Source organism: Rhizobium sp. M10, from assembly GCF_002531955.1.
Taxonomy (GTDB): Bacteria; Pseudomonadota; Alphaproteobacteria; order Rhizobiales; family Rhizobiaceae; genus Rhizobium; species Rhizobium etli_C.
The window spans coordinates 1-15,358 of record NZ_NWTA01000045.1 but is presented as its reverse complement, the minus strand read 5'-3'; the positions used below and the strand labels follow the sequence as shown (position 1 = coordinate 15,358).

The 15,358-nt window shown below is 62.3% G+C and carries 17 protein-coding genes and 2 pseudogenes; 14 read left to right on the top strand and 5 right to left on the bottom strand.

Annotation, left to right across the window (positions count from 1 at the left end; all coding sequences use genetic code 11):
- The 12 genes and pseudogenes from CO671_RS32265 to CO671_RS32210 form a co-directional block, all read left to right on the top strand.
- Nucleotides 1-1,630: pseudogene (locus tag CO671_RS32265) on the top strand (hypothetical protein); the annotation flags it as partial.
- Nucleotides 1,631-1,933: 303 nt separating this feature from the next.
- Nucleotides 1,934-2,191 (top strand): hypothetical protein, encoded by a 258-nt coding sequence (locus CO671_RS32260; RefSeq protein WP_004672582.1) that lies wholly within the window; start codon nucleotides 1,934-1,936, stop codon nucleotides 2,189-2,191.
- A gap of 50 nt (nucleotides 2,192-2,241) precedes the next feature.
- A complete protein-coding gene (locus CO671_RS32255) occupies nucleotides 2,242-2,718 on the top strand; it encodes a hypothetical protein (protein ID WP_004672583.1) in 477 nt (158 codons plus the stop codon).
- Complete coding sequence (sctJ, locus tag CO671_RS32250) at nucleotides 2,715-3,545, top strand: type III secretion inner membrane ring lipoprotein SctJ (RefSeq protein ID WP_042120090.1); 831 nt, start codon at nucleotides 2,715-2,717, stop codon at nucleotides 3,543-3,545. Before CO671_RS32255 ends, sctJ begins: the two co-directional genes overlap by 4 nt.
- 2 nt (nucleotides 3,546-3,547) lie before the next feature.
- Nucleotides 3,548-4,177 carry a hypothetical protein gene (locus CO671_RS32245; RefSeq protein ID WP_011053322.1) on the top strand — a complete coding sequence of 210 codons (630 nt, stop codon included), beginning with the start codon at nucleotides 3,548-3,550 and terminating at the stop codon, nucleotides 4,175-4,177.
- Nucleotides 4,174-4,737, top strand: coding sequence for a type III secretion system stator protein SctL (gene sctL, locus CO671_RS32240; RefSeq protein ID WP_011053323.1), 564 nt, complete (start codon nucleotides 4,174-4,176; stop codon nucleotides 4,735-4,737). Before CO671_RS32245 ends, sctL begins: the two co-directional genes overlap by 4 nt.
- The gene (locus tag CO671_RS32235; protein WP_004672587.1) at nucleotides 4,730-6,049 is read left to right on the top strand and encodes a FliI/YscN family ATPase; all 1,320 of its coding nucleotides are present in this window, start codon (nucleotides 4,730-4,732) and stop codon (nucleotides 6,047-6,049) included. Before sctL ends, CO671_RS32235 begins: the two co-directional genes overlap by 8 nt.
- The gene (locus tag CO671_RS32230) at nucleotides 6,046-7,065 is read left to right on the top strand and encodes a FliM/FliN family flagellar motor switch protein (protein ID WP_011053324.1); all 1,020 of its coding nucleotides are present in this window, start codon (nucleotides 6,046-6,048) and stop codon (nucleotides 7,063-7,065) included. The genes CO671_RS32235 and CO671_RS32230 overlap by 4 nt, the downstream gene beginning before the upstream one ends.
- Nucleotides 7,065-7,718, top strand: a complete 654-nt coding sequence (sctR, locus tag CO671_RS32225) for a type III secretion system export apparatus subunit SctR (protein ID WP_008534263.1) — start codon at nucleotides 7,065-7,067, stop codon at nucleotides 7,716-7,718. Before CO671_RS32230 ends, sctR begins: the two co-directional genes overlap by 1 nt.
- A 65-nt stretch (nucleotides 7,719-7,783) precedes the next feature.
- The gene (locus tag CO671_RS32220) at nucleotides 7,784-8,053 is read left to right on the top strand and encodes a flagellar biosynthetic protein FliQ (protein ID WP_004672590.1); all 270 of its coding nucleotides are present in this window, start codon (nucleotides 7,784-7,786) and stop codon (nucleotides 8,051-8,053) included.
- Nucleotides 8,054-8,063: 10 nt separating this feature from the next.
- Nucleotides 8,064-8,873, top strand: coding sequence for a flagellar biosynthetic protein FliR (locus tag CO671_RS32215; RefSeq protein WP_004672591.1), 810 nt, complete (start codon nucleotides 8,064-8,066; stop codon nucleotides 8,871-8,873).
- Nucleotides 8,860-9,657 carry an EscU/YscU/HrcU family type III secretion system export apparatus switch protein gene (locus CO671_RS32210; protein WP_011053325.1) on the top strand — a complete coding sequence of 266 codons (798 nt, stop codon included), beginning with the start codon at nucleotides 8,860-8,862 and terminating at the stop codon, nucleotides 9,655-9,657. Before CO671_RS32215 ends, CO671_RS32210 begins: the two co-directional genes overlap by 14 nt.
- 60 nt (nucleotides 9,658-9,717) lie before the next feature.
- On the opposite strand, the gene CO671_RS32205 is transcribed toward CO671_RS32210, so the two are convergent.
- The 4 genes from CO671_RS32205 to CO671_RS33950 form a co-directional block, all read right to left on the bottom strand.
- On the bottom strand, nucleotides 9,718-10,632 hold the full coding sequence (locus tag CO671_RS32205) for a pectate lyase (RefSeq protein WP_004672592.1): 915 nt from the start codon (nucleotides 10,630-10,632) through the stop codon (nucleotides 9,718-9,720).
- Nucleotides 10,633-10,674: 42 nt separating this feature from the next.
- Complete coding sequence (locus CO671_RS32200) at nucleotides 10,675-12,606, bottom strand: flagellar biosynthesis protein FlhA (protein ID WP_085861364.1); 1,932 nt, start codon at nucleotides 12,604-12,606, stop codon at nucleotides 10,675-10,677.
- Between the two features lie 23 nt (nucleotides 12,607-12,629).
- Nucleotides 12,630-13,517, bottom strand: coding sequence for a hypothetical protein (locus CO671_RS32195; protein WP_225881300.1), 888 nt, complete (start codon nucleotides 13,515-13,517; stop codon nucleotides 12,630-12,632).
- Nucleotides 13,518-13,686: 169 nt separating this feature from the next.
- Nucleotides 13,687-13,845, bottom strand: coding sequence for a hypothetical protein (locus CO671_RS33950; RefSeq protein WP_004672595.1), 159 nt, complete (start codon nucleotides 13,843-13,845; stop codon nucleotides 13,687-13,689).
- A 254-nt stretch (nucleotides 13,846-14,099) separates the two neighbouring features.
- Between CO671_RS33950 and CO671_RS32190 the strand changes: the two genes are divergently transcribed.
- A complete protein-coding gene (locus tag CO671_RS32190) occupies nucleotides 14,100-14,648 on the top strand; it encodes a hypothetical protein (protein ID WP_008534289.1) in 549 nt (182 codons plus the stop codon).
- A gap of 9 nt (nucleotides 14,649-14,657) precedes the next feature.
- A complete protein-coding gene (locus tag CO671_RS32185; RefSeq protein WP_009995183.1) occupies nucleotides 14,658-15,071 on the top strand; it encodes a hypothetical protein in 414 nt (137 codons plus the stop codon).
- Between the two features lie 4 nt (nucleotides 15,072-15,075).
- Here CO671_RS32185 and CO671_RS32180 read toward each other — a convergent pair.
- Nucleotides 15,076-15,358: pseudogene (locus CO671_RS32180) on the bottom strand (XRE family transcriptional regulator); the annotation flags it as partial.

Sequence of the window (15,358 nt, the reverse complement as noted above, 5' to 3'; positions counted from 1 at the left end):
GCGCGATCAGTTCAAGGCCGACGTCAAGGCGCTTCTCGGTCCGCTGCTCGACAAGGTAGGCGCCGGAGAAATCGGCATCGGCGATCTCGCCGGCAATCTGGAGCGCCTGACGTCGCGCCTGAGCGCACCCGGCGGCAAGGAGGTCTTGGGCTACCGCCATGCGGTGCAGACCGCGCTGGAAGGGCTCGTCATGGGCGCCAGCCTGGTCTCGAAGTTGCCGGCCAATGCCGAGTGGGACAAGAGCGTCTCGCCGCTGCCCTCCAGCAATCTCGCCAGCTATTCGTTCAACGACGTCATGGCGGCAATCATGATCGGCACCGGGCTGGCCGGCAAGGGCATTGCCGCCAACGGCTCAGACGGCGGGCGCTTCTTCGCCGGCAGCGGGGGCGACGCCTGGATCGCCGAGCGCATGTTCGCCACCAAGGACAATGGCTGGAGCAAGACCATCCAAAGTCTCGATCTGCCCTATATCGACAGCGAATATCTGACATCGAGCCTCAAGGACATGGGACTTTCCATGTCAGGCCTGATGAAGACGCTGATGCCCGGCACGGATGTGATCGATCCAATCATCGTCGACGGCAAGACCGCCGAAGAGGCGATCAAGAGGATCATCGCCCCGAGCCTCGACGCGCTGGCGGAAACCCTGTTCAAGGGCAATGCCGATGCCATGGCGCAATACAAGACCAATTTCACGACGATCTTCACCGCGCTTTGGGCGACGATGCGACCGGGCGGCAGCGTCGAAACGATCAAGGCCGACCTTGCCAAGCTGATCGACAAGACCGCGACGGCGGCGCCGGCAGGGGTCGATCCTGTCAAATACAAGGCGGCGCTCTCTTCCGGCGTGATGTCGGTGCTTACCGCATCCCGCTCCATCTATGCCGGCCTCAACATGACGAGCCCGACCTGGGACAGCATCGGCATCGTGGTTCTGCACGCCCTTGGCGCTCTCGCGCACATGGGCAGTGCGCTCGGCTCGGCGATCAAAGCCTCGAATTTTTCGCTGCTGGATGGGATCAGTTCACTCGTCGGCGTTTCCGACGAGCTGGCGCGGGCGCAGCGCAGCGTGCTCTCCGCCTTTTTCAAGAATACCGGGACGACGGTTGGCGCCGTTGCCGGCGTCGCTTGGCTGCCGGTGGAATATTACCAGTTCCTGCAGGGGCTCACCAGTGGCAAGGGCGATCCGGTCGATCTCATCTTCATGGGTATCGGAACCGCGGCGGACACGGTCGGCGCGATCGAGGGCATCGCAGGCGTTGCCAATATGCTGGTGAATTCCACCTTCCTCGGGCGCACGGGCGCAACGGTAGCGCTCGTCTCCGGCGGCTTCTCGCTCGCCTTCGCGATCGCCGGCGCGGTGTCCTGGGCGGCCTGGGCGGGCTTTGCCATCTACCAGAGCATCAAGCAGGAAAAAGCCTTCCACAAGCAGACCGACATGATGAACGACATGCTTAAGCGCACTGTCAACGACACGGTCGGCATCTACGCCAAAACAGGTCAGCGCGTCGGCGCCAAGGGCGGCGTCGCCCCCGCGCCCCGCGACCCGGAACAGCGCGAGCTGACCCCTGAGAACTGGGACGCGATCATCGCCGATATCGAGAAGCGCCGCGGTACGGCGGTGGGCTGATCCGGGACGCTTTCGCAACACCAAATATCTGGGTACTCACAGGCCCGGTTGGCGTAGAGGCGGTCGGGCCTGTGAATATTTGATAGCAATAAATTTAAGTATGAATTTCATGCGCAATCTGGATATCTGCTGCGCTTTATGGATAAAAACGTTCAATTTTAATATAAAGGTCGAGAAAGTTGTCAAAGCGATTGTAATTTCCGAAAATTAACCATCGGTTAAGTTTAAACAATTGACCGGCCGTTTTTTTATCCATATCAAATCATGCATTCATTTTGATAACTCCTTGATGGAAGTGCTCATATGGCCGTAGATGCAGTGAATTCCGACCTGAACCTGGCGCCTGCAAACCCTGTCTCGGTGGAGCTGACGACTGATAAGACAGATTCCAAGGACACCACCGGCAGCACGACGAAAAAGGTCGATCCGAACAGCGAGAGCGAGATACTCTCCGCTGCCGTGGACGCGTTTCTGCCAGGCATGATTTCCAACACCCTGATGCTGAACAATTCGCTTTTCAATTTCGCCAAGGAGGCGATCGACGAAGGCAGCGACGAGTAGCGTTCCCGTTCATCGTTTGCAGTTGACGTGTACCGAGTTGAGGAATTGCAATGAGCGGAGAAGAACTTACCGGCCGCGCCTTTACGCCGCCCGTTGATGGCGTATCGACAGGCAATGTGCTGAAGACCTCGGAGATCGTGGCGGAGCGGATCGGGCTGCAGCCGGCGGATTTCGCCGGCCTTCGGCCAACCGAACTCACCTCCATTCCCAACATCCAGGGCCGCAAGATCGCGCCTGAGTCCGACGCCGTCCCGCCCTCCTATTCACCGGAAGGCAATACCAGGCCCTCCAGCATTCTCGACCGGCTGTCGGCATTCTTCATGCCGGTGGCCGGGAACGGCCAGCCGGAGACGCCGCTGGTGCGATTTGCCGCGGACAAGGATCACAGCGGCCCGAAGATCGAAGACATCACGACATCGATCGACCGGCTGGAGAAATCACAGCAATTCGCGACCGGCACGACGCTGCTGTCGTCACTCACCCAGTCGGTGATGTCGTCGTCCAAACGGCTGACGCAGGGCCAGTGAATATCATGATCACATCGGCCCTTGCGAGATCACCGATCACTTCGCCCGCGCGCAAAGTCCTTCCGAAGGCCGCCATGCTCGCTTTCTGCCTGTTCCTCGCCGCCTGCAGCCAGGACGTGCTGACGGGACTCGATCAGCGCGATGCGCTGGATGCTCAGGTCCTGCTCGAACGCGCCGGCATCTCCGTCACCATGAGGAGCGAAAAGGGCGGGACCTATGCGATCGCCGCTGAATCAGCCGATCATGCCCGGGCGATCGAGTTGCTGGCGGGCGCCGGTCTGCCGCGTCAGTCGTTCGGAAATGTCGCCGAACTCTTTCCCGGCAACGGCTTCCTTGTGACGCCTTACGAACAAAAAGCCCGGATGAGCTACGCCATCGAGCAGCAGCTTGCCGAAACGCTTTCGGGGCTTGACGGCGTGGCGACGGCGCGCGTCCATGTGGTGCTGCCGGAGGAAAACGGCCGCGGGCTCATCAAGGAAAAGGCGAGGGCGGCGGCCGTGTTGCAATATCGCCCCGGCGCCAATCTCAACGAGATCGACATGAAAAGCCGGTCCGTTCTGGTCAACAGCATCCGTGATCTCTCTTACGAAGATGTCTCGGTGGTGGTCAGCCCCTGGTCGGAGGTCGGCGCGCCGGCGGCCCCGCCGGCAACGGCAGCATCGGCCCCGGCGGCAACCGTGACGCCGGCACCCGCCGCAGCGCCATTCTCGATGGTGCAAAGCGCTCTCTCGGCTTTCAAGGCCCCCAATCTGGCCGTGATCGGCGCAATTATCCTCGCCATCGGGGCATGCCTGCTGCTGCTGTTGCCGCAGCGGAAGGAGCGCTGAGCATGCGCACGCCGCGTTCGGACGGCGAGGCGATCTCGGATGCGGCGAGGATCCGCAGGGCAGCGCTGCTTTCCGCGGATATGCTGACGGCCGCCCGATGGGATGGGACCGCGCCGCTCCTTGCCGATGGGTCTACCCTGTCGCGGCGGCTGCACCGGCGGCTTTTCACGGAGATCGCAGAAGCCCATGGCGACCCCGCCACATTTACCGACGGCGCCCGCCGCCTGATTTCCATGGACGCGGACGGACTCTCAAAGGCCGCGTTCCGGGCGGGCTTCGCCTATCATCTCGCAGCCTTCTGCCCCGCGGTCGATCGCCCGACCCTTGCGAGGCTCAGGGCCGCCTACGGCGAGGAAGCGGTCGCATTCGCCCTCGGCCACATCAATCTTTCCACGGCAACGCCGCCGCTTGATCTGTTGAGCGAGCAGGCAAGGCATGTCGTCGAGGCCGATGGCTGGTCGATGCTGACGCTTCTGGCAGACGAATATCGGATCTCTGCGGCATGGCGGTGGGCGGGCTGGCGCGACATGGCCGAAAACGGCTCGGCTTCCCTGTTGAAGAGCCCGGCGCTCGTTCTGGCGACGGCCGCCGTCGACGAGGTCGCCTCCACACAGGAAGGCGCCGGACGATGAGCTCGGGATTTGCACGCCACGACCGCATCATTCCGGCGGAAAACTTCGGCCAGATCAGGGAGGCGGCGCAAATTCTGGCGGCTGCCCGCCAGGACGCCGCCCAATCCCAGGCCACACTTGCAGCCGCCAGCGAGCAGGCCGCCCAATACGGCTATCGCGACGGGTTCGAACAGGGCGTTCGTGATGCCGCCGCACGGCTTGCCGCCTCGCTCGGAAAAGCCGAACAGGAGATTGCCAATCTCGACAGCTGGGTCGAGGCGGTGGTTCTGAAATCGGTCGGATTGATCCTCGGATCGATGGAGGCCGACGAACGCACCAGGCGATTGGTCCGCCACGCCATATCCCAGACCGCAGAGGCCCAGGAGATCGCCCTCCATGTCGCCCCCGAGGATGCCGCCATGATCGCCCAGGCAATTGCGGATATCGATCATCGCATCACTATCGAAACGGATCCGCTGATGTCTGCCGGCGAGATCGTCCTGGAGACATCGGCGGGACGAAGCCAGATCGGCTTGAAAGACCAGCTCGCCACCGTGATCGAGGCCCTCGTCCATGGCTGACGCATTGCTTCGCATGGAGCGGACGCTCGAACAGACGGACGTGCGGCGGCAGAGCGGCCGCGTGACGAGTGTTTCGGGCCTGCTGGTGCGGGCGCTCATCCCCTCGGTTCGGATCGGCGAGCTCTGCGAACTGCATGAGCCGGGCAGGGGCCGCATCGGCCTCGCCGATGTCGTCGGTATCGACGGCGAGACGGCACTTCTCTCGCTTCACGGCGAAACCCGCGGCATCTCCCAGCGCACGGAAATCGTCCCGACCGGCCGGGAGCCGGCGATCTCTGTCGGCAACTTCCTGCTCGGCGCGGTCGTCGATGCGCACGGCAACGTCCTGCGTCCCTCCGCCAATCCGGCCGGCGATGACGCGCGTTTCCTGCAGCCGCTCTACGGCCAGCCGGTCAACCCCTTGTCGCGCCGTCCCATCCGCCAGCCGTTCACCTCGGGGATTGCCGCCCTGGACGGATTGCTGACCTGCGGGCAGGGCCAGCGCATCGGTATTTTCGGCGCGCCCGGCGCCGGCAAGTCGACGTTGGTGTCCCAGATCGTCGCCAACAACAAGGCCGATGTGATCGTCTGCGCGCTGGTGGGGGAACGCGGACGCGAGGTCGGCGAATTCGTTGCCGACAACATGCCGGAAGGCGTTGCCTCGAATGTGGCGCTGGTTCTGGCGACATCGGATCGCCCGGCGCTGGAGCGGTTCAAGGCGGTGATGACGGCAACGGCGATCGCCGAATATTTTCGCGAGCAGGGAAAACATGTGCTGCTCGTCATCGACAGCGTCACCCGCATGGCCCGCGCCTTGCGCGAAGTCGGGCTTGCTGCCGGCGAACCGCCGGTGCGGCGCGGCTTTCCGCCTTCCGTATTCGCCGTCTTGCCGCAGATCTTCGAGCGCGCCGGCAACAGCGCAAACGGCACGATGACGGCTTTCTATACGGTCCTCGTCGAAGGCGAAGAGCAGGACGATCCGATCGCCGAAGAAACCAGGTCGCTGCTGGACGGCCATATCGTGCTCTCTGACAAGATTGCCAGGGCGGGCAATTTTCCGGCGATCGATGTGCTGGCCAGCCGAAGCCGGACGATGAGCGCGGTGGTGAGCGAGAGCCATCGCCAGGCAGCCGACAGGCTGCGCGCCCTGCTGGCCCTCTATGACGAGGTGGAACTGCTGATCCGCGTCGGCGAATATCGCCAGGGGCGCGATGCCGCCGTCGACGAGGCCGTCGCCAAACACGGGCTCATCCAGCGCTTCCTGTTTGACGGCCAGGGCAAGCCGCAGCCGTTCGGCGCGATCGTCGAAGCGCTCGAGGAGCTTGTCCGATGAATATCGCCGCGCCCGCATGGCCCGACTCATCGATGGCCGGGAGCTTCTTTTCCCGTTCCGGCACGACGATGCGCGCCGCCTGGCAAATTCCGGTCCGGGAGCAGACGCTTTCCGTTCGCCCGCTGTCCCCCGATATCGCGGCCACGCGGATCGCCGATCCTGTCGGCATTCTCTGCCGCGTCGGCGAGCAGGATCAGATGCTGATTGCTTCGGCCGGAGCATTGCGGCTGCTGGCCGAAAGGCTGGAACCGCTGCTGCTCTGGGAAAAACTGTCACCGCATGAAAAGGCGGCGGTGGTGGAACATCAGTTCGCCGAGGCCTTCGAGGCAATCGAGAACAAGATCGGCATCGGCCTTTCGCTGCTGGAGATCGGCGCGCAGCCGGAGCCGGATTTTAGCGGCAATTTCGGCTTCGAAATCGGCTGGAGCGGCATGAGCCTGCCCTTGAGCGGCCGTTTCGATGAAACCTTCCTTGCCGGCCTCGTCGGCTGGGCAAGCCGCCTACCGCGCCGCACGCTCAATGCCCTGACGACGGCGGTCAACATCCGGCGCGGTTATGCCGTGCTGTCAGTCGGTCAGATCAAATCCCTGCGATTGGGGGACGGCATCGTCATCGATGGGGGGGCACCGGAGACCGTGGTCGCGATCACGGGTGAACGTTACCTTGCAACCTGCATGCGCTCGGACAAAGGCGCGGTCCTCACCGAGCCGCTCCTGTCGACGCCAACCGGACCAATGAGGCATTTCATGACGAATGACACCGTCGATCAGGAATTGCAGGGCGAGCCGCGTCCGTCGCCTGTCGACAGCATCCCGATCAAGCTGGTCTTCGATGCCGGACGGCTGGAGTTGCCGCTGCGCACACTCGAGACGATCGGCGAGGGCTATGTGTTCAACCTCGACAGGCCATTGTCGGACGCCGTCGATATCATCGCCCAGGGCCGCATTATCGGACGGGGCGAAATCATTTCCGTGGATGGGTTGAGCGCCGTTCGCGTCACGGCGCTGCACGACTGATGGAACAGAGCTTTCCTCTTGCCCAGAGCCTCGCGGCAATGGCGGCGATCTCGATGCTGCCGGTCATTGCCGTGATCGCAACCTCCTTCACCAAGATTTCAGTCGTCCTGCTGATCGTGCGCAATGCGATCGGCATCCAGCAGACGCCGCCGAATCTCCTGGTCTTTGCGATTGCCATCGTGCTCTCGGCCTTCGTGATGAACCCGGTGCTGCAAAACAGCTGGCAATTGCTGCTCGCCCATAGCGGCGATTTCGGCACGGTCAGTGGCATGGCGGACGGCATGATCAAAGTGGCAGCGCCGCTGAAGGATTTCATGCTGAAATTTTCCGACGCCGAGGTGCGCGACTTTTTCGTGCAGGCGTCGCAGAAGATCTGGGCAAACGCGCCGGCAACCCCCATTGCCTCCGACGATATCACCGTGCTGACGCCAAGCTTCCTCGTTTCGGAACTGACGCGGGCCTTTGAAATCGGATTTCTGATTTATCTGCCCTTCCTGATGATCGACTTCGCCGTCTCCGCCATTCTGGTGGCGCTCGGCATGCAGATGATGTCCCCGACCGTGGTGTCGACACCGCTGAAGCTGCTGCTGTTCGTCTCGATCGACGGCTGGCGGCGATTGCTGGAAGGTCTGGTGCTGTCCTATGCGCAGTGAGCATCGCGCCTTGACGAAAGCCCCGGTTCGAGCGCCTGCCGCGCCCACGCGAAAGGCCTGCCACCATGGGTGAAGACCAGGTCGCAGCTGAAATCGGCATGTCCGTCATGGCGACCTTCGCCTTGGCCGGCCCCATTCTGGGCCTGGCCGCGCTTCTCGGGCTGATCATCGCCATTTTCCAGGCTGCAACGCAAATCCAGGAACAGACCATCGCGCAGATCGTCAAGATTTTCGTGATCTCCATCACCCTGCTGCTGTTCGGCCGGGTGCTGGCAACGCCGCTGATCGAACATTCCGTTCATATCCTGAACGACTTCCCGACCATGGTTCAGTGAGGCGGGGCGGATGGGGCCGGATCATCTTCCGCTCGTCGGCATCGAGGTCGCGGCACCGGCCGCAGCCATGCTCGGCGCCGCCCGCGCGCTCGGGATCCTGCTGATCTTCCCGATCTTCTCGCTGTTCAGCATCGTCGGCATTCTGCGTTTCGGCCTGGCAATCGGCCTTTCGGCGCCCTCCGTCGCCTTCGCCTATTCGGTGCTGGCTATCGGAGATACGTCCTGGTTCGATCTGGCCGCCCTTTCGATGAAGGAACTTTGCTTCGGGGCGCTCATCGGCATGGGGCTCGGCATTCCCTTCTGGGCGGCCCAGGCGGCGGGTGATATGACCGATGTCTATCGCGGGGCCAATGCCGCCAATCTCTTCGACCAGATCAACGCGCTGGAAACCGCGCCGCTCGGCTCGCTGATGATGTCGATCGCCCTGGTGATTTTCGTCAGCGCCGGCGGCATCATCGATCTGGTCGCGATTTTCTACAAGTCGTTCGAGTTCTGGCCGCTCTTCAAGCTCATGCCCGCCATGCCCGACGATCCGCTCGACATGATCCTCGGTGTATTCGGCCGGCTGTTCAAAGCGGCCGGATTGCTTGCCGCCCCGTTCATGATCGTCACCTGCGCGCTCGAATTGTCGCTGGCCTTCGTTGGCCGCTCGTCGAAACAATTCCCGCTGAACGATAGCCTGCCGGCCATCAAGAACTTCGCGGTCGTGGTCATTCTCGTCATCTACACGGCCTTTATCTCCAGCTATTTCCACGATCTCTGGATCGACGGATTCAACGAGGTGAAAGCCATGCTGGAGGTGACCCATGGCCAAAAATGACGATACCGAGGAAAAAACCCTGCCGCCGAGCCGGGTGAAGCTCGATCGGCTCCGCCGCGAGGGCCAGGTTCCCCGCTCGAAGGAAATCCCGGTTGCGATCTCCGTCCTTGCCATCGCCGTCTACGTCACCTGGGGCTTGCCTGATATCCTCGAGGATTTCACCCGCAGTTTCGATGCCGGCCTTCAGTCCGCCGCGCGAGCCGACGTCTCCGACGCCGTCACTGTCGGCTTGAGCGAAACCGGCGTGGCGCTGCTCGATCTCATCTGGCTGCCGCTTGCCATGGGTCTTGCCGCGACCATCCTGGTGTCGATCCTCGACGGGCAGGGGTTTCCCGTATCGTTCAAACATATGAGCTTCGATTTCACCCGGCTCAATCCGTTCGAGGGCATCAAGAGGCTTTTTTCGCTCGCGAGCATCGCCGAGTTCGTCAAGGGGCTCGTCAAGTTTGTCCTGCTCGCAACCGCCGGCGGCGGTGCGATCCTCTATTTCCTCAACAGCATCTTCTGGTCGCCTCTTTGCGGAGAAGCATGCACGCTCTCCACGACAGCCCATCTCCTCGGCTCGATCCTCGTCATTGCCGCCGGCATCATGGTGGCGGCGGCGTTTTTCGATATCCGCATTTCGCGCGCGTTGTTCAGGCACGAACACCGCATGACCAAGACCGAGGCGCGGCGCGAATACAAGGATACCCAGGGCGACCCGAAGCTGAAATCGGCGCGCCGGCAAATCGGCGCGGAAATGCGCAGCAGCCCGCCGCGCAGGCAAGGATCAGGCCGGCAATGAAAAGCGGGAGCCTAAGCCGCCCGCTTGATCTTCGCTTTGCGGTTCCGGTGGTCGGGCGTCTCAGACGCCCGATTGGTTGTCACCTACACGCGTCCAGTTCTTCACATCGTCCAGCGTGATATCGGAGAGGAACGTCACGCTGGCAAGTGAGCTGTCGGTGCGGAAGACGTTGCTGCCGTGGGAGAACGCCCCGCCATCGATGGTGACGTCGGCGTCGATCTGCTTGCCGCCGTTGGTGCGCACGAGCGTGGTAAAGCCGTCAGCGACGAAATCCTTCAGATAGAACCTCGTGTCGGCATTGATCTGGAAGATCTTGTCGGTCGCGCCCTTGGCGGAGCCACCGATAATAGTGATGTCGCCGGCGCTTTTTACCGTCAGCGCATCCTCGCCGACATTCTGCCAATTGACGTTTTCGAGCGTCGCGCCGTCATAGACGTGGATTCCGTCGGCGCCATTCTCGCCGAGATCGACATTCTTGAGCGTCGCGCCGTTCTTGAGAATGAACAGCGGCGATTGGGTTTCGGACTGGCCGCCATCGCCGAGCTTGGACGAGGCCGTATAGGTCGCGCCCTTGCCGTCGAACACGCCGCCATCCACGACGATCGGCTCGTTGACGACGATGACGCTGCCCTCTTTCGAGAGGTCGGGTTTTTCCGTCGTGGTCTGCAAAGTCGTGGCCTGTTTCTCGTCGGATGGATCCACCTTCTTGGAGTCGGATTGCCAGTTGATGTGCTTGCGCAGCAGATCCTTGGGGTCGGAATCCATGCCGTTTTCCGACGTTTCCCGCGAATTCGGCACATAGGAGGTCAGTGTCGGCGGGTTGCCGGAGAAATCTTCGAAGGGCGAGACCTTGCGGGTTCGGATGGTGGTGAAATCCGTGTCGGCCCTATTGCTGCCGCCAAGGCAATCGGACTCAAGGTCGAAACGGGAGGTTCTGTCGAAGTCTATGGGCCTTTGTCCATCTACGCCACACATTGCATTCATCCCCAGTTGGTCTCGTCTACTTCACTTGCTCTATCAGCCCGGCCTTTGTTTGGAGCCGGCAGCGTTCCGGATTTGCCCGATCTCTCCGATGGTTTCGATCGTTATATCCCTGTCGATCTCCTCCGCCGCCAGCACCGGAATGCGGCAGTTGTGGTGGATCATCAGCGTCTGGGTGAGCAGGCGCCACTCGCCCGGCACGATGATGATGGGATCGTATCCCCGCTCGTTGGCGTCCTCGAGAGCCTGCCTGGCTTTCTCGGCCAGCAGGCGCAGCCTTTCGGCTATCTCGATCTTCTCGGTCGCTCCAGCGGCGTCATAGGAGCGGATGAAGTGGTCCCATTCGGTGGGAAGCACCAGCGCCGGCAGCAATCCGCGCCGGTCGAGAAGCCCGAAGGCGATCTGCTTGACCAGCGCGGCGCGCGCCATTTCGGCCAGGGCATCCGGCGCGTGATCGGTGCCGGCGTGCAGCATCACTTCCAGCAGTCCGCGCGGCTGGGAAAGCGTCACGCCGGAATCCAGCAGGCGTCTGACGACCGCGACCGTCAGCATCAGCGGCACCTGGGTGGCGACGTCGATCGCCAGTTTGCCGAGACGCGGTTCGAGGCTGCCCAGCCATTGTGCCGCGTCGTCGACGCTGAACAGGGCGCCGATATGGCGGCGGACGATGCGCACGATGCCGTCGGCAATCTGTTCGGCCGTCCGTTCGGGACCGCAGCTGACGAGACCGGCGGGCACGTTTTCGACCTGAAGGTGGATCAGATCCTCGGCCATGCGGGGATCGGCGTTGAACGTCGGCACCGTCACGGAGACGCCGACGGCGCGCGCCGCCATGCGGATCCGCCCGTCCAGCATTTCGCCGAGTCGCATCGCCTCAAGCCGCGCCAGCGTTTCCACCGCGACGGTGGCGATGACGGGATCGCCATATTTCGTCCTGTCGAGCGGATAGGAATTGGCGCTTTCCACGGCATTCGCCGATGCGGCCGCGGCTGGGCCGGCGCGCCGGCGATGCACCATGAAGGCAAGGCCCGCCAGACACAGGCCGATCGCGCCGAGCACGCCTGTGGGAAATCCCGGCACGAAGCCCGCGCAGATCGTCAGCGCCGCCGCAATCGCCAATGCACGGGGCTCCCGGAAGAGTTCGCGGCCGATATCGCTGCCGAGACTGCCGTTGCCGTCATCGGACACGCGGGTCACGACGATACCGGCCGAGACTGCCATCAGAATGGACGGAATCTGCGACACCAGACCGTCGCCGATCGACAGCAGCGTATAGAGATGGGCGGCCTCGGCGAAGCTCAGGCCCTTCTGGAAGATACCGATCGCCAGGCCGCCGATGAGATTGACGGCGACGATCACCAATCCTGCGACCGCATCGCCCTTGACGAAGCGCATGGCGCCGTCCATCGCGCCGAAGAACTGGCTCTCCTGTTCGAGACGCGACCGGCGCTTCTGCGCGGCTTCCGTGCTGATATGGCCGTTGCGCAGGTCGCTGTCGATGGCGAGCTGCTTGCCCGGCATGGCGTCGAGCGTGAAACGGGCGCCGACCTCGGCGATGCGCTCGGCGCCCTTCGTCACCACGATGAACTGCACCAGCGCCACGATCAGGAAAATGATCAGCCCGACGACGACATTTCCCGCAACGACGAAATCGCCGAAGGCCATGATGATCTCGCCGGCATCGGCGTCCGCCAGCACGAGCCGGGTCGAGGAAATCGTCAAGGCCAGGCGGAACAGCGTGCCGATCAGAATGACCGCGGGAAAGGTCGAGATTTCAAGCACGCTCTTCAGATAGGTCGTGGTGATCAGCACCACGAAAGCGAAGGAGAGATTGAAAGCGATCAGCACGTCCAGAACGATTGTCGGAAGCGGCAGCACCAGCATCGTCACGACGGAGGCGAAAAAAACCGCAAGCAGCATATCGGTGCGCTGCGCAAGCATGGCGAAGGCGGATGACCTTACCTTCATGATCCGGCTTCCGACGCCATCGCCTATTCTTGTTCGCTGCTGGAAATTTCGGCGAGCTTCGGCTCGGCATTGCCGGCAGAGGCGAAATTGACCGTATCGTCCTCACTGTCACGGGAAACGATCATCTGGTCTTTGCCGATCTCCTTGATGCGCCAGCCGCTCGAAACGACATCGCCTTCCTCGTAGCGGCGGCCGTCGGAGCCGATGATGAACCTGACGGGCGTATAGCCGGCGGCGGCAACGAAGCCGTCGAGACCGGAAGAGAGGGCGGTGAGATCGACGATGGAAACGGAACCGCGCCGGCTCATCGAGGCGATGATGCTGCGCAGCTTGGTCTTGTCGGGCAGGCCGAGAGGCCGCGATCCTTCGCCGATGCGAATTTCGTCGGCGGTGGCGACGATGCTCAGATCTTGGGGAAGCTGCGCCATACGAATGGCCTGGCGGATTTCGGCCGCGATCGCCGCCGCCGCCGGCGCCGGTTCGGGTGCGGCGGAAACCCTGACGAGCGGGGCTTCGTGAGCCGGCGCATCGCTGTTGTAAAGGCCGGCCAGCAAAAGCAACGCCGCCAGCCCGAGAAGGCCGGCAGCCGCAATCCGGCGCGGCGCGAACCGCACGCGCCCGGCGCCGAGACCTTCGAGCTCACAGATCGTGCCGTCGAAGGAGATGGTCTGTCTCTTCGTAAGGGTCATTGTCCGATCGCGCGGGATGGAACGACCGTCGATCACGACGTCATCCCGCAACGCGGTCAACGACACCGTGTCGGAGCCGCGGGAGCGCTGCAGACTGATGGCAAAGGCGGGTTCCGGTTTGGCGCCTAGGACGATCAGGTCACAATCGGCGCTGCCGCCGACCACCTGCCGCTCTGTCGTCAGCGGCAGATTGGAGCTGCGCCCGGCGCGCGTGATGCGCAAGACCGGTCCGCCGCTGCCTGACGCAGCGTTGCCGGCGTTACCTCTGAATGTCGGCGAAGAGGAATCTAGATCCATAACCATCTTGTTCCCGAACCGTCCGTCGAGCGGCTTTTATTGTCTTCGAAAGCGGGGAAGCGAGACGGGCGAACCCGTCTCGCCATTGTTTCAATCAGCCTGGGCCGATCTTCTTGATGGCGTTTGCGACGCCGTTGATCTTGGTGATTTCGGTTGCAACCTTCAGGCTCTGCTCGGTCGCTTCGTTCTGGGCCGACTTGAAGGCGGAAATCGCCGAGCCGATGCCCGCATCAAGTGTCGAAGTACTAGCCATGTCTTGAACTCCTTGCATGGTTTTGGCGGCCAGAGCCTTGCAGAATTCAAGATCGAATTCAATAGCTTATGTTAAAAAGTTATTAATTCGCGATATGTACAACAAATGCGCGAAATGGATATCCGTCCTGTTCCCAGCGGACCGATGATCTGCAACAGTAGATCAGATAATTATTAATAGATTGGATTTCGCAGCCCCTGCCTTCATTCGTTCATTAGTTGTCGGGCGATATCCGGATCGTGAGGTAAACTCAGATGTTTGCGCGTTTTGTTTACATGGCCGCTATCGGACTGCTGGCCTCCTTTCCTCCACCGGCCGGCGCCAGCGAGCGGGAGGTGCGCCTGGATGTCGTCTCCCTGCCGCTTGGCGATGTCGTCCAGACGCTGTCCTTCATGTCCGGCATCCCGGTCACGACAGTCGGGACGCTGAGCGGCAAGGTCGAGCATTGGTCCGTCCGGGAAAGCGGAGCCAAGGCCTTTGTCAAGCTTGGCGATGCCAGCAATCTCTTCGTCGCCTATGACGGCAGCCGCATCATCATCGCGCCGAAGCAGGAGGTCTCCACCGTTGTCCTCGATCGCGGCGGCCGCAGCTGGAAGACCGAGCAAAACGCCATTCGCGCGCTGTTCCCGCTGCTGCCGGACGATGCGCTGCGTGAAGATCCCGCCAGCGGCTTGGTGCTGGTGCGCGGGCCCGCCGTCTTCACCAAGGCCGTCGAAGACGTGCTGAGCCGGCAGCAAGCCGACAGCATCAAGGTCATCAAGGGCGGCCAGCTGGAAATCCTGACGACGAACAACGGTGCCTGAGCGGCTGATATGAAGGCGTTGAAATCTCTCAGGCAGTTGCTGCAGATCCGCAGCCTGCGGGCGGACAATATTTCCCGCAGCCTCTCCGAGGCGCGGGCGGATGCCGAAAGCGCGCGGGAGCGGGAAACGAAAGCCTCCGAAGCGCTCGACATCGCGGCAAGCCGGGCCGCCGGCAATCCTGTCGTCGACGTATTACGCAAGAGTGGTGTCATCGCCGCCGCCGAGCTTCAGGACGCGCTGATGCGACAATCCGTATTGCGCAGCCATGAAGCCGATGCCGGCCTATCGCTTGCGCAACACAAAGCCGCCCGGCGCGCCGCGCAAGAGCGGGCAGAACACGTCGCCGCCGATTTTTCGCGAGCACAGAAGGCGGTATTGCGCGTCGAATTTTCGCTTGAAGCAGCGGAGAAAATCGACCGGTAGGGAGCTAAGAACCAGCAGATGAACCAACCGGCTTCTGTTCTTCCATCTCTTCATCGACAATCGAGCTGACGAGGGCAACGACCCGGCTGCGCACACGCGGAGAAAGGAGCAAAACGTCGTCTATCAGACGCCGTCCCTCCGCCGTGGAAATATAGGCAATCTTCTCATCGATCTCTGTTATGATTTGCTGGCCATGAGTGGTTTCGGGATCTGGAAGGCCTTCGAAAAACCTCGAAACAGGGATCTTGAGGCAATTGGCAAGCTCGTAGAGCATCGAAGCGCTGACG

Bases quoted from the DNA above. Each gene is read 5' to 3' on its own strand.
- sctL (WP_011053323.1), top strand. From the start codon at position 4,174: ATGAGCTCGGGATTTGCACGCCACGACCGCATCATTCCGGCGGAAAAC.
- CO671_RS32230 (WP_011053324.1), top strand. From the start codon at position 6,046: ATGAATATCGCCGCGCCCGCATGGCCCGACTCATCGATGGCCGGGAGC.
- CO671_RS32245 (WP_011053322.1), top strand. From the start codon at position 3,548: ATGCGCACGCCGCGTTCGGACGGCGAGGCGATCTCGGATGCGGCGAGG.
- CO671_RS32185 (WP_009995183.1), top strand. From the start codon at position 14,658: ATGAAGGCGTTGAAATCTCTCAGGCAGTTGCTGCAGATCCGCAGCCTG.
- CO671_RS32220 (WP_004672590.1), top strand. From the start codon at position 7,784: ATGGGTGAAGACCAGGTCGCAGCTGAAATCGGCATGTCCGTCATGGCG.
- CO671_RS32260 (WP_004672582.1), top strand. From the start codon at position 1,934: ATGGCCGTAGATGCAGTGAATTCCGACCTGAACCTGGCGCCTGCAAAC.
- CO671_RS32210 (WP_011053325.1), top strand. From the start codon at position 8,860: ATGGCCAAAAATGACGATACCGAGGAAAAAACCCTGCCGCCGAGCCGG.
- CO671_RS32255 (WP_004672583.1), top strand. From the start codon at position 2,242: ATGAGCGGAGAAGAACTTACCGGCCGCGCCTTTACGCCGCCCGTTGAT.
- CO671_RS33950 (WP_004672595.1), bottom strand. From the start codon at position 13,845: ATGGCTAGTACTTCGACACTTGATGCGGGCATCGGCTCGGCGATTTCC.
- CO671_RS32190 (WP_008534289.1), top strand. From the start codon at position 14,100: ATGTTTGCGCGTTTTGTTTACATGGCCGCTATCGGACTGCTGGCCTCC.
- CO671_RS32200 (WP_085861364.1), bottom strand. From the start codon at position 12,606: ATGAAGGTAAGGTCATCCGCCTTCGCCATGCTTGCGCAGCGCACCGAT.
- CO671_RS32235 (WP_004672587.1), top strand. From the start codon at position 4,730: ATGGCTGACGCATTGCTTCGCATGGAGCGGACGCTCGAACAGACGGAC.
- CO671_RS32205 (WP_004672592.1), bottom strand. From the start codon at position 10,632: ATGTGTGGCGTAGATGGACAAAGGCCCATAGACTTCGACAGAACCTCC.
- CO671_RS32215 (WP_004672591.1), top strand. From the start codon at position 8,064: ATGGGGCCGGATCATCTTCCGCTCGTCGGCATCGAGGTCGCGGCACCG.
- sctR (WP_008534263.1), top strand. From the start codon at position 7,065: ATGGAACAGAGCTTTCCTCTTGCCCAGAGCCTCGCGGCAATGGCGGCG.